At 58.2% G+C, this 13,303-nt stretch carries 9 protein-coding genes; all 9 read right to left on the reverse strand.

Annotated features, from left to right (window positions below; genetic code table 11):
* Positions 1-225 precede the first annotated feature (225 nt).
* Positions 226-2,004 carry a ShlB/FhaC/HecB family hemolysin secretion/activation protein gene (locus AB4Y36_RS13645; RefSeq protein ID WP_368683230.1) on the reverse strand — a complete coding sequence of 593 codons (1,779 nt, stop codon included), beginning with the start codon at positions 2,002-2,004 and terminating at the stop codon, positions 226-228.
* A gap of 203 nt (positions 2,005-2,207) precedes the next feature.
* The gene (locus AB4Y36_RS13650; protein ID WP_368683231.1) at positions 2,208-3,032 is read right to left on the reverse strand and encodes an SDR family NAD(P)-dependent oxidoreductase; all 825 of its coding nucleotides are present in this window, start codon (positions 3,030-3,032) and stop codon (positions 2,208-2,210) included.
* 685 nt (positions 3,033-3,717) lie between these two features.
* Complete coding sequence (locus AB4Y36_RS13655; RefSeq protein WP_368683232.1) at positions 3,718-4,764, reverse strand: AraC family transcriptional regulator ligand-binding domain-containing protein; 1,047 nt, start codon at positions 4,762-4,764, stop codon at positions 3,718-3,720.
* Positions 4,765-6,072: 1,308 nt separating this feature from the next.
* Positions 6,073-7,692 (reverse strand): GMC family oxidoreductase, encoded by a 1,620-nt coding sequence (locus AB4Y36_RS13660; RefSeq protein WP_368683233.1) that lies wholly within the window; start codon positions 7,690-7,692, stop codon positions 6,073-6,075.
* A gap of 24 nt (positions 7,693-7,716) precedes the next feature.
* On the reverse strand, positions 7,717-8,961 hold the full coding sequence (locus AB4Y36_RS13665) for an NADH:flavin oxidoreductase/NADH oxidase family protein (protein ID WP_368683234.1): 1,245 nt from the start codon (positions 8,959-8,961) through the stop codon (positions 7,717-7,719).
* 251 nt (positions 8,962-9,212) lie between these two features.
* Positions 9,213-9,386: a hypothetical protein gene (locus tag AB4Y36_RS13670; protein ID WP_368683235.1), complete on the reverse strand. Its 174-nt coding sequence runs from the start codon at positions 9,384-9,386 to the stop codon at positions 9,213-9,215.
* A 58-nt stretch (positions 9,387-9,444) separates the two neighbouring features.
* On the reverse strand, positions 9,445-10,494 hold the full coding sequence (locus AB4Y36_RS13675) for an alpha/beta hydrolase (protein WP_342946503.1): 1,050 nt from the start codon (positions 10,492-10,494) through the stop codon (positions 9,445-9,447).
* Complete coding sequence (locus AB4Y36_RS13680; RefSeq protein ID WP_368683236.1) at positions 10,491-11,954, reverse strand: flavin-containing monooxygenase; 1,464 nt, start codon at positions 11,952-11,954, stop codon at positions 10,491-10,493. Before AB4Y36_RS13680 ends, AB4Y36_RS13675 begins: the two co-directional genes overlap by 4 nt.
* 60 nt (positions 11,955-12,014) lie before the next feature.
* Entirely contained in the window at positions 12,015-12,713 is a 699-nt protein-coding gene (locus tag AB4Y36_RS13685) for a type 1 glutamine amidotransferase domain-containing protein (protein ID WP_342946653.1), read from the reverse strand.
* Between the last annotated feature and the right edge of the window lie 590 nt (positions 12,714-13,303).

Genomic DNA, 13,303 nt, shown 5'->3' on the forward strand with positions numbered 1-13,303 from the left:
CAGTCGCCCCGATGCAGACAAGATGCATGATTCCGTCAGGTGCTTCGACATACTTTCCCCCGTGTTTTCAAGTCCAATCATTGAGCCCACCCGGACAACATTACGTCGCCTCCCTCTCCCTCAAGCCGCGACTCCTTAATGTAACTGTCGCCCCTTCGTAGTCTGCTCGGTTCTTTCGCCGGCTGTCTTCGATCCAGTGATTCGTGCACAAGGCGCTCAATTGCCTCAGAAGCTTGCATGGACCTGCGTCATGAATTCCGTTTCGCAGGCATCACCTGAGAACTGCGCGAACGCCCTGCCTTGGCTTAGCGCAATGTTGGCCGACCAGGGTTTCCTGTCCAATGTCACACCGATAGTGCCGCTAATGGCACCCTGCCACTCTCCACCACGCTGGCGGGCTCGGCCCGCGTCCAAACCGATGTACGGGCTGAGCGCGACGCTCGCGACATGCAACGGACTCGTCGCGGTCTGATGCAGATAGAACCCGTAGTCACCGGTCAAGTAGGTATCACGAAAGCCGCGGACGGTACCTCGATCTGTGATGCCGATCTGCTCGATCGAAGGAAGATTGTCCGCGCTGTATTGCGCCGCCAGTTCATGGTCGAAGCGGACCACCAGGCTGCTAATCCGGTACGCATGCGACCACGACAACGACGTCGCCAGCTTCCTGAATTGCGAAACAGGCAAACCGCTTCCCGGCACGTCCTTGTCCGCGCCGAGCCAAGGCAGTCCCTGCTTGTATTCGAAGTTCGCCCCAAGCGCGTTGCCGTCAAAGAGGGCCGTGTGATTGAGACCGATAGCGACTGTACTCAGGGACGCGCCTTGCAGGGCCACCGCAGTACCCATGAAACGACTCTCAACGACCTCGCGCGTCAGCTGCCCATACGCGGAGCTGATATGCGTGCCGTCACGGGAAAGCACATATTCCCCTCTTAACCCTGCGAACCAGGAACCGCCGTCCAGCCGTACCGTGTGGATTGCTAGTGCGGTCGATGTGCGGTAAGCAGACGCGCCGCCCAACGCCGAGAACGTCCAGCGGCCATAGGGGACGGTATAGAGCGCACCTGCGCTGCGATTGTAATAAGATGGCTCAGTATGAAGCGTGCTGGTAACGTTAATCGTAAGACTGTCGGCCAAGCCGACAAGATTCGATAGGCTAATTTCCGCATCGACCTGCGCACGGCCGGTGCGGCCGGAGCCAAGGCTGTTCCAGCCCATCGAGCCGTGCACAGCCCCCGTGGTAACGTCAGACAGTGCAAGGATCACATCCCCGCTTTGGTCAGGGTACACGTCCATCGTCACCCGATGGCCGGGAAGCCGGTTGGCCTGCTCGAGACCCTGATCGAGATCGTGTACGTTGACAGGCTTTCCTATTAGTCCTGGGAACAGGCTCGCGGTGTTCATCGACGTGTCGTTGCGTATCGCCGCGACCTTGGCCGTCCTGACCGTCCATATGAGTGCCCGGCCGACATGGCCCTGATCGAGGTTGATGCGGAAGTAGCCCTGTTCCAGGAACATCGCCGCGATCAGTCGTGTCAACGCTCCGAGCTTCTCCGCGGTCACGCAGTCGGTATGCAACGCATCGAATAACGTGCGCTTCTGTCTCGCACTTAGCAAATCGAGGCCTCTCACTTCAACTGTTTCCCACGGTAGGCAAGCTGCGCCGTGCCCCGTTTCAACAGTCGGACTCTCGCTGGCCGGTACGGATTGTTGCAACGACTTCTGGCGCGATTCGTGCTGCTGCACTTGCCACAGGGCTTGCATGTCCTGCATTTGCTCTCTTGATGTTCGAGCCTCGTCGGGCGACGGCGCGGCGGTAATCTTGCCAAGCGGAGCCACGCACAGGAGAGCGAAAATGCAGATCGGGCAGGCGTTGCGCATGCTTTTTGCGCTGCGCGTCAACGCTTCTTTTCTAGTAATGGCAGATCGGCCGGTAGAGCCATGCACCGCAAATTTGGCAACGCGGGAAATAATCGATCCATCTATCTTGAAACAATCGCGCATACTTTGCTTTCCGATTCCGCGATAATCTACGCGTAAATGCGATCAACCTCGCTCAACAAAGCCACGATGTGGCACCCTTCGCCTCTCACCCCGGAGATCGCGCGCGGGTCTATCGCAGGCAACGAAGGCACGTCTGGTCTGCCTGACGAGGGATAAGCGCACACTACCGCGATGCTGCGACCCGCTGTTTCATTGGCCACTAGTTACTGCTCATCACGTTGGCGTGGGTTCGAATTTTCTGGCAGCCGCCAATAGCTCACCGGCATGATGCGCTCGAGGCGGGAGGCAAGAATAGCGTCGAGGTCAACCAGCATCCGGCCTCGATCAGCTCCGACGCCGCGCATGACAAACTCGGCCGCTATTTGCGGCGGCATGTCGAGCAGCTTTTCCATGTCGGCACGAATTTGCTGCACGATTTCTTGTAAGACGGCGGGTGCTCCCCGCGCATTGCGAGCGATCGATGGGGCGATGCCATCAGGTTGATTAACGGGCACCTTCAACGGTGGATCTGCGGGTTCTCGGCGCCACGAGGTGAAGTATTCGCGCACCACAAAGTTGCTGGCTGAGCAAGCAAACTCGCCGGAGGGCGCAATGAACCCGAACAGGCTTGAGATGTTGACAACGCTTGCCTGCTTGCGCGTACGCAACAGGGGCAGAAAGGCACGAGTCACCGTCACCGCGCACTCGAGGTCGACCGCCATCAGCCACTCAAGGTCAACTACTCTGACCGGGTGGCACCCGCCGCCCACCACTGCACCTGCGTTGTTGATCAGCAAGTCGACGCGGCCATGCACGGGCACCACTTCCTCCGGGAATGCAGCGACTGAGGCACGGCTGGCGACATCGAGCAGGTGCTGGCTTGTCCGCACGCCCAACTCACCCGCCATCTGTGCAGTCATGTTGAGGGCACGTTCGTTGGTATCGGTCAACGCGAGATGGCAACCACGGCGCGCCAGCGACAGCGCAAGCGCGCGACCAATACCGCCCCCAGCACCGGTCAGTACGGCAACACGATCATGAAGTGTCATACTTAGGTCTCCGTGCGGAAGCGCCCGTGGCTAACTGGCCCGCCACAACGTGAGCGGATTGCCCGGCCAAGGTGATTTGAACAGCGTCTCAAACCGCCACACGCCAGATAATTTAGTTGCTCGTTCGGGAGTCACTCTACGCGACAAATACGCTATCGGCTTAACAAAATGGGACAATAGATTTACGATTTGAGACATGGCATCTGTAGCATTCGATTAGCACCGTTACGTGTGCGGTCATGGATGCAGCGCACGCGGCATGGGCAGACACGTCGCTCAGTTTCCGCCGGTTGCCACAGCATTCGTTCCGGTAGTCGAAGTCCATCGTCACGAAGCCCCACCGCAGCGAGGACGCCGACACAAGCAATGGTTTCGGCGCGGTTGACTGTGCAGACGCCCAACAGCGTCACACTTAGGCTTGAATGCAGCGGCAATGACGCGTCGTTACTATCGGCAATGATCGAGGCGCTGGGACGGCGCGAGGTTCCGCCTGGACGATGCGCTGAAGGTCTATAAGCATTGCGATATCGTCGTTTTTCGCAGGAGTATCAACGGCGTTGCCGCCATCGTCGAGCAATCGATGAAGCTCGATCCATCCGAACGGGCAGATCGAATCTGCGACAAGCGGCTGAAGGCCCTCATTCCAATGCTGATCGGTTGGAACAACCCGCTGCTGCATACGGCCCTAACCATCTGCAACGCTATCGGACTGGCGGAGCTTTTGATGATTCCCGCTGCGAATATCTGAAGGGGTCAGTCCGAACCACTCGCGGCACGCACGCGACAGTGACGATTGTGTAGGAAAACCAAGCATCATTGAAACCCGGCCAATCGTCAGTTTGGTCTCTCGCAGATAATGCAGAGCAAGGTCCTTGCGCACTCCTTCCTTGATGTTTTCGAAACTGGTGCCCTCTTCCGCGAGACGACGTTGGAGCGTCCTCGGATGCAACACAAGCAATGAGGCAACAGTCGACTTGTCACTGCTTGATTCGCCGAGCGTTTGCCGTAGCATCCGGCGAACGCGATCTGAAACGGTGTTTCCTGCGTCTCCAAAGTTCCGGAAGATGTAATCTTCCGCGATCTGCCGAAGCATTCCGTTCGCGCCTTTAACTTCGGTAGCAAACGTTGCCCGACTGATGTGCAGGGTTGCAGTGGCGGCCTCCCTTAGAACGCGCACGCCAAAGAACCGCTCGTACACGCTGCGCTTGACGACCGGCTCATGCGGTATCGAGACTGCTCGCAGATCGTAACTGTCCCCGGCACCGAGGCGTATGAAATTATGTGCATTAGCCAGGCAATGATCGATCGTCTGACGCGTGACGACATGAGCGGGCAGGCGTAGCTCGAAGGACACTTCGATCGTATTCTCCAAGATCGGGGCGCTCTCGTTCAGCGTCGCAACGAGACCCGGACTGTAAATGAACAGATGACGCATTACATAAGTAAGTCCGTCGCCGACCGTAGGCGCGTTCAGGGCCGCGATGGCCAACGGGCCGAGCAGATCGATGGTTTGACACCTGGACAGACGCAAACCAAAATCGCCACATCCCGTAGCTTCCGCACTGGCTTCTAGCAGATGGGCGACTGCACGCAGGGGGACCATCACGTCACTGCCATCGAGCGACGCCTCGGCAATGTGATGACGAGCCAGCAGAGGCACGGGATCAAATCCCATGGCGCGCATCAGCGAAGGATAGCCGCGAAGGCCACTTGCTCTCGTTAATGCAGCCATCTCTCAATATACGATAGTGTTCGCAAAGTCAATCTGCCCGGCGGCGTCGCGACCACAGACGTGACGCCGCTGCGTGACGGTTCGAGTTAAGGGGGTCTACAGACCACTATTGTCGTTCGGTGAGATTTGATCAATCTCAATGCGCGTGCGACTCAAAGCTGGCCCACGCAATCTCGCGATCGCTCAATCTGAGCGTCTTACGCCTTCTACTAGATATAGCTGCGATAACGGAGCGTCCCTACCCACCTCCTTCTAGCAGCAGCTCATCTGCGATTCCTGGCAAGACTTGAAGCCCCAGAACGTCATAACTGCTCCGCTTGAGCGAGGACGCCATGCCGCACACCATATCGCTTAGGCCGATTGCACCAACAGTCTTCATGTTTGGCTTTATGTCTATTTGACTTCGCAGCTCGTCCGGATCCGACTATTCAGTTCATATACTGAACAGTCGGCGCCCTATACGCAATAAACGCCAATTTGCGAAGTGTTCTAACAATTCGAATGCCGAGGCTGTTCATTGCTGAGAGCTTACGGAAAGAAGCCAATTTCTATGACATGCGGTTCGGCAGGATTCGCGCAGCGGCTCATTGGCTCAACGTCGCCCTCTGCGGTCTTTCCGCGGATTCGGTTGCCGGGGTTGCGGGCGGGCGAAGTCGATGCAGTTCTCGTCGAACGGCACGCGCGTAGGGCGTGCGAAGGGATCGAATCGGAATCGCAGCAATGCGCGCTACGCGCCCCATACTTCAGAACCGTCGACTCGCACTTCTCAACCTCCCGAAGCAACCAGTTGTCGCGAGTCCTGTGGGAATAGTCAATATTCCCGCGGCAGGATCCCGAGCCACCTCGTCGAGGTCGGGGTTCGTCCCGTAGCGGTCGCAGTAGCCACCTTCCGGCACTTCGACGTTGTGCGGTCCGAATTCGACGGTGTGTGCCGCGCGCAGGTGTTTGTTGACATTTCTCGATGTACAACCCGGCGGGCGAGCGTGATTGCCGGCATTTTAAGGTTCAACTCCCCTTGAAGGTCAAGCGTCCCAATAAGGGTAGCTCGGACTGCCGGTGTGTCAGTAATGTGATGGTCATTCACCCCATCAGAGGCCGCGCATTGCCGTGTGTGCTGTGGTGGATCATCGAAACGAAACGCTAGCGGTGCCGCCGACCCCGACGCATCGGACCCGATCTGCACGCAAAATCATGGCGCGGCAGTAGCCGCGCCCGCGTTGATCGTCCAAAGCAAAATCGAATCTACGCCTCCCTGCGAGCGCGACGAAAGCGTGCCTGTCGAAATGCGCGATACGGCAGGACTTTGCTTTAAAAATAAGGTTTCTCGCTCCGGCGGATCATGTCTGCGGCTTTTTCACCAATCATGATAGAAGGTGCATTGGTATTGCCTCCAATCAACGTGGGCATGATGGACGCATCCACAACGCGCAATCCTTGCAAGCCATGCACTTTCAGCGTTGCATCCACAACGGCCTGTGCGTCGTGCCCCATCTTGCACGTGCCTACTGGATGATAAACCGAGTCCACTCGTTCGCGCAGCTTGGCCCGGATGTCGTCATCGGTCTTTACGTCGGACGTGAACATATCGCGAGTGATGAAAGGCTTAAACGCCGGTGCCTTCATCAACTTCTCCGTCATTTTGTAGCCCGCGACCAGCGTTTCCATGTCATCAGGATGGGCAAGGAAAGCGGGATCAATCAGCGGTGGTGTGTCCGCATCGTTGTTCTGCAGCTTCACAGTTCCGCGACTCTTGGGACGCAACACGCAAACATGGCAAGACAAGCCATGTCCGGCATGTAGCTTGCGCGCATGGTCATCCACCAATGCCGTGAGGAAATGCAGTTGCACGTCCGGCGCTTCGAATTCCGCACGCGTTTTCAGGAAACCACCGCCTTCCGCGAAATTGGACGTTACCATGCCACGGCGCTCGCGGTGATAACGCCGGAATTCACTTGCAACCCGCGCGATGCCAGGCAGTGAAATTCCGAACAGATCCCGGCTTCTGGATTTGTAGCCGAAGATGAAATCAGGATGATCCTGCAGGTTCTTGCCGACGCCCGGCAAATGATGCAACACCGGAATGCCGTATTGCTGCAATTCTGCCGCATCGCCAATGCCGGACAGCATCAGCAATTGCGGCGATTGAAAGGCGCCGGCGCTCAAAATCACTTCACGCCGCGCACGCAGGGTTTTCAGCACGCCCCCTTGCCGGTACTCCACGCCGGTCGCACGCTTGCCATCAAAAAGGATGCGCTGCGTCATCGCGACGGTTTCAATGTGAAGGTTCTTGCGTTGCTCCACATGCGGTTGCAAATAGCCACGATACGCGCTCCAACGCTCCCCGTGGTCTTGCGTGACCTGATAAACGCCGATGCCTTCCTGCTCCGTACCGTTGAAATCGTCATTGAGGCGATAACCCACCTGACGCGCCGCTTGCAACCAGATTTCCTGAAAAGGATTGTCCGTGAAGGAGTTGCTGACACGCAGCGGACCGCCTTGCCCATGCCACTGGTCATAGATGTCGTTGTTGTGCTCGGACTTCTTGAAATATGGCAAGACTTCATCAAACGACCAACCGACATTGCCCAAGGCGGCCCAGTGGTCGTAATCAGTTTTATGTCCACGGATATAAGCCATGGCGTTGACAGCCGAGGAGCCACCCAGGACCTTGCCACGCGGCTGAAACCCGCGGCGCTGGTTGAGGCTCGCCTGCGGCACCGTCTCGAACATCCAGGCATTCCGTCGGGCGGGCACCAGGAGCACGATGGCTGCCGGAGTGCGGATCAGGAACCGGTCACCGTCGCCGCCGGCTTCCAGCACCACCACACTGATATCAGCGTCTTCACTCAAACGCCCCGCCACTGCACAGCCGGCAGAACCGCCGCCGATAACGACATAATCCACTTCTTGCGCGTTCGCAGTGTTCATACCTCTCCGTCCGTCTTCTTAGAGTTATTGAAGTGAAGCCTCTGAACGGCGAGCCATCCAGCGCCGATAACGGCGTGCACGGAACAACATCTCTGCTTGCGAGACAAAGAGCGCCCATGCCGGCGATACATTGGGCTCGGTCGGCTTGCCGCGGCTCAATCTGGCCATCTGGTACTTCGCGGCAGCCAGCAGGGCTGGGGCCGCCAATGCCTTGTCCTTCCAGGTGATCGGACGCAGCGCAGGAGCCGGCGAATGGCCGGCCCGCCATTCGCGCGGCAGGTACGGGTTTATAGACAAGGCGGTTGCGATCCCTGCCATGTCGATGCCACTGTCGATAACCTGTTCGGCGATCTCTCGGCGGCGAATACCCCCCGTTACCATCAAGGGCATGGTGGCCGTCGCTGCGATGTCGCGGGCAAATTCCAGGAAATAGGCTTCCCGTGCCAACGTGCGCCCATCGCGCGCATCCCCCGTCATCGCAGGCGCTTCATAGCTACCACCCGAAAGCTCGACGAGATCAACACCCAGCGGAGCCAACATGCCAATCACCGCTTGAGCATCTTGGGGCGAGAAGCCGCCGCGCTGGAAGTCTGCCGAATTGAGCTTGACTGATACCGCGAAACCACTTGCAACGGCTGCACGCACGCCGCGGACAATTTCGAGCAGCAGTCGCACCCGGTTTTCCAGGCTGCCGCCCCATGCGTCGTTGCGCCGGTTCGACAGCGGCGACAGGAACTGGCTCAGGAGATAGCCATGCGCCGCGTGGATCTGCACGCCGGTGAAGCCGGCGCGCTCGGCCAGTCTGGCGGTTGCCACGAAGCGCCGTTGCACCTCGGCAATGTCGGTTGCGGTCATTTCCCTTGGAACTGCAAACCCATTGGAAAGCGAGCCGAGTTCCAGCGCCACCGCCGACGGTGCCACGGTTGCCTGACCGAGCGCGGCGGCCATCTGCCGGCCGGGATGATTGATCTGCATCCAGACTTGAGCGCCTTTCGAGCGTGCCACTTCGGCCCAGCGCGCAAAGCGATCGAGGTGGCGATCCTCTTCGAGGACTACACCGCCTGGGCCGGTCATCGCCCGCGCATCGACCATCACGTTGCCAGTGAGAAGTAGTCCAGCTTCTCCATCCGCCCAAGTTCGATAGAGGTGCAACAAGGCGTCGGAAGGCGCGTGCTCCGCATCGGCCATGTTTTCTTCCATCGCCGCCTTGGCGATCCGGTTTGGAATCGTCTCGCCATTGGGCAGGATCAAGGGAGTAAAAAGCTTCATTGAGGCTACCTTTCGTTTGCTATCCTAAAAGACTAAGATTAAAGATAACTTTAATGTCAAGCCTTCATTACCCAAAACCATGAGGATCGGCGAGCTTTCCCAAACGATTTTTTGGGAATAGATGCGCGAAGCGGTCGATCCACTTTCCTTTGCGAACCGATCGGCTCGCATGCGCGCATCCAACTTCATCGGCTGCTGTGTCGAGATACTGGTCGCCGGCAACCTGAAGTCGAGCGTAGGGCCGACTTCTACTATCCGGTTCTCAGCCGGAGCCACCCGCGCCATTTCGTCGAGACGCTTTTTTTCGGCACTGTGCGCAGGCGTCGCAGGTCGTCGATGCGCTGCTCATCATTGATGTGCCTGCCACGCTGAGCGTACCAATCGAGCGTCGGGTGTAATTCGGAAACGGAGGTATCGGCGATCATGTCCACGGGCGCTCCAGCATCATTTCTTCTTGGGACGCTACTAGATTTTTCGCCGCTTTTAAGAATGGCTTTGTTCCGTCTTGCTCACTTTGAGCGTCACTTCGGAAAGTGACCGCCATGCGCATGCCGCTTCGATGACCGCGTGCTCGGATTCACGATGCGGCCCGACCAGATTGCCAAATCCATGATCCAGACGCGCGAAGTGCAAAGGAATCACCTTGTTGCCATGTCGCGCCAATGCTGCGCTATAGGCTTGCCCTTCGTTTCGCAGGATATCGAATCCTGCCGTGACCAGCACGGCAGGCGGCATGTCGGCCAACGATTCCGCATTTAGCGGCGACACCAGTGGGTTCCGGGCCTCATGCTCGCCCCTCCCCAAGTATTGCAAGTAAAACCAGTTGCGGATTTCGGGCGTAAGGAATGCTTTCCTTCTGCTGCCTGGCGGCACGGAGTTCGGCATGCGATCTGTGCCCGGATAGAACAGCAGTTGACTCAGCGCAGGTCGGTCCTGTCGAGCCATCAATGCCGTGACCGTTGCAAGGTTGGCACCCGCGCTGTCGCCACCTACGGCGACAGCGGATTCATGCACACCAAAATCTTCGGCGTGTTCTTGCGCCCAACGGAATGCATCGAGGCAATCCTCGGGCGGCCCGGGAAATGGATGTTCCGGGGCACGCCGGTAATCCACGGACAACACTTGGACTCCCGCCGTTCGGCAAATCAGCCGGCACAGATCATCATGGGTTTCGATATCACCCATGACGAACCCGCCCCCATGAAAGAACACCAGCAATACGGGCAAGGAGTTCTCTTTCAAAGGCAGATAGCGCCGCGCTGGAAGCCGGGTGGAAGGCGTGTCGATCAGCAAGTCGCGCGTACCTGCAATGGCATATCCCGCTCGCAGCCCAATCATGTCCTTGCGGAAGCCCTCGCGCATCGCGGCCACACCCAGCCGGTTGAAATCCGTTTCGAGCCTGAGCTTTAGAATCCAGTGAAGCAATGGCGACAGCGCAATACCGTCGCCGCTGCAAGGTGTCCCTGTCAGCGAGTCGGGGAGATTCCTAGCGATGAAGTCCATCGCACGCAACAGGCACAGGCGCGGCGTCATTCAGGAACCCTCGCATCCCTCAGTGCGTAGGCATCTTCGGACACATGCCGCGCCCGCTTTGCGAACGTGAAGGTGAAGCTTGGCCACAGGCTGGAATTCCTGCCGGTCTTGTCCAGATACCAACTCTCGCAACCGCCGGCTGTCCAGACCGTTCCCTTCATCGCGCTGTCGAGGAAATCGACAAACGCAGCTTGGGCCGCACGCTTCGGCTCGATGATACGCTTGCGCGCCCTGTCGGCGAATTGGATCACCTTGACGATATGCTCGGCTTGAGCCTCAAGCATGTAGATTACCGAGGTGTGGCCCAGCCCTGTGTTAGGGCCATGCAGGAGGAAAAGATTTGGGAACCCCACTATGGTCGTTCCCAGGTAAGCCTTCGGGCTTCCGGCCCAGGCGCTTGAAAGGGTTTCGCCCTTGGCGTCGAAAATGTAACTGGCGAACGGTGGCTCCTTGGTCTTGAAGCCGGTGCCGAAAACGATGAAATCCACTTCCCGCAGAGTTCCCGTCGCGTCCACCACGCCGGTTTCCGTCACTTGCCTGACCCCGGCATTCACCACCTCGACGTTCTTCTTGGCGAGCGCGGGATAGTAGGTATTCGATATAAGGATGCGCTTGCAGCCCAACGCGTAGTCCGGGGTCAGCTTTGCGCGAAGCTCGGGGCTGGAAATGGCACCGTGCAAGTGAGCCAACGCGGTCTTCTGGGTTCGACGCATGAGCGCAGGATTGCGGAACCCGAAAACGAACAGCTCGCGCTTGGTGTATATCTTCATGCGGTTCCACTTCATTGCCAGTTTCGAGCGCCGATAAAGGTTCTGCCTTTGCGCCGGAATTGGCTCGTCATGCCGGGGCAACACCCACGGTGCCGTCCGCTGGAACAGCACCAGACTGCTCACTTCCGGCTGGATGGCAGGAACGATCTGAATAGCCGAAGCCCCCGTGCCAATGACGGCTGCACGCTTGCCTGCATGGCGAAAGGCAGGGTTCCACGTCGCAGAGTGGAAAACCTCGCCGCGGAAGGATTCAAGTCCGCGCAACGCCGGAATGTCGGGATCGCTCAACGAACCGAAAGCGCCCGCAACGAAGCGGGCCCGGTAGTTGCCTTGGGTTGTCGTCACCAACCATTCGCCGGTGTCTTCGCGCCAGTCCATGCGGGTGACTTCGGCATTGAACACGATGCGATTCCGGATGCCGAAACGATCAACGCAATTATTCAAGTAGGCATGGATTTCCGGCTGCGAGGCAAATTCCCGGCTCCAATCGGGTTTGAGCGCGAAGGAAAAGGAATAGAGGTGCGATTGCACGTCGCACGCGCAGCCCGGATAGTGATTGTCTCGCCAGACGCCACCCACCCCGGAAGCACGCTCGATCAACAGGAAATCCTGTTCACCCGCCAGTTTCAGCTTGATGGCCGTCGCCAATCCGCCGAAGCCGGTTCCCACAATGATGGTCTTAACTTTCAACTGAGTCTCCGTGAAACCGGGTGTCAATGGCGTTCGGCCATCCCCGAAAAGGCATCCTGTTCAAAGGATGCGCGCTATCTCTCTAGCGGTTGCTTTTGCCGACTGCGGATTCTGTCCCGTGACCAATCGGCCATCGACAACGACATTTGACGTGAACGGCAGCAGGTTCTTTTCATAGAGCGCCCCACGCGAGCGCATCTGCGCTTCCACGTTGTAGGGAACTTCCTTGGCGACACCGGCCAGAATTTCCTCAGTCCACGAATACCCGGTAAGGTGCCGACCTGCGACCAGCAGGCGACCATCTGAAAGCCTTGTGTTGAGCAGGCCCGCATAGCCGTGGCAAACGGACGAGACAACGCCGCCACACTCATAAATCTCACGCGTTATCGCTTGGAGTCGCGCATCGTCCGGGAAGTCCCACATGACACCGTGGCCGCCGGTGAAATAGATGACGTCGAAATCTGCAGCGTTTATTTCGTCAGGCGCGGCTGAAGTTTTCAACAGCGAGGACAACACCGGGTCGGCATAGCCCTCTCGCGCCGATTTGTCGAAGTGCGGCCACTTAAGCGAACGGGGTTCGATTGGCACTGTTCCGCCCCGCGGGCTGACAATCCGCTGTTCGTACCCCTCGGCCGAAAACACGTCATAGGCGTGCGTCAGTTCGGACAGCCACAAGCCGGTCGGATGCGAGACATCGTTGTAGTGGCTGACGTTGGTGACGACATGAAGGATGCGCTTCCTCCCGGCCTTCTTCGTCACTCGGTTGTCCGCTTGCGACTGCGCGGAATTTTGGATGCGGCTGTTGCGCATATTGGAATCGGTTTGATTCACGGTCGTTTCCTCTATGGGGCTCTGGCATCCGGCCAGCCCGACCAGGCTAGCGGCAGCGATCGAAGCCACCAGTTCACGGCGCGTCATGTTCATGGTTTCTAGTTCGTGCCTAAAAATTTCCATCGTCAGCTTAGTAACGGCGGGTGCATTTTTCAGATAGCCGTTGCGTTTGGGGAAGTCGTCGATTAGGTCTGCCCTTCGGTAGATATGAAAGGCTACTGCGCTGGCAATAAATCCTGCCGCGGGAAATTCACTCTCGGTATGCAGCCGACTTTTGCCAGCCCGGAAGCCGCCAAATTCAATTGCCGGCTTGCCGCAGCGTTTGCAGAGACTGCGATTGATGGTGAGAGAAAGGCGAAAACTCTCGAACGAGAAGTTCTCTTCCTCTGCACGCACCGTTGGCGCGCAAGTTGGTCACATCGCCAAATCGCTTGCCGGTGTGGGCGTGGCAGATCGTGCTGTGGCAGATGAACGGGGCGGCCGCCACCGCTTCAATCGGGAACTGACAAGCACGACAT

This window comes from Paraburkholderia sp. BR10936, assembly GCF_040965735.1.
Lineage (GTDB): Bacteria > Pseudomonadota > Gammaproteobacteria > Burkholderiales > Burkholderiaceae > Paraburkholderia > Paraburkholderia nodosa_A.

Excerpts from the sequence above, each read along its gene's own strand:
- AB4Y36_RS13645 (WP_368683230.1), bottom strand. The coding sequence starts at position 2,004 with ATGCGCGATTGTTTCAAGATAGATGGATCGATTATTTCCCGCGTTGCC.
- AB4Y36_RS13650 (WP_368683231.1), bottom strand. The coding sequence starts at position 3,032 with ATGACACTTCATGATCGTGTTGCCGTACTGACCGGTGCTGGGGGCGGT.
- AB4Y36_RS13655 (WP_368683232.1), bottom strand. The coding sequence starts at position 4,764 with ATGGCTGCATTAACGAGAGCAAGTGGCCTTCGCGGCTATCCTTCGCTG.
- AB4Y36_RS13660 (WP_368683233.1), bottom strand. The coding sequence starts at position 7,692 with ATGAACACTGCGAACGCGCAAGAAGTGGATTATGTCGTTATCGGCGGC.
- AB4Y36_RS13665 (WP_368683234.1), bottom strand. The coding sequence starts at position 8,961 with ATGAAGCTTTTTACTCCCTTGATCCTGCCCAATGGCGAGACGATTCCA.
- AB4Y36_RS13670 (WP_368683235.1), bottom strand. The coding sequence starts at position 9,386 with ATGATCGCCGATACCTCCGTTTCCGAATTACACCCGACGCTCGATTGG.
- AB4Y36_RS13675 (WP_342946503.1), bottom strand. The coding sequence starts at position 10,494 with ATGACGCCGCGCCTGTGCCTGTTGCGTGCGATGGACTTCATCGCTAGG.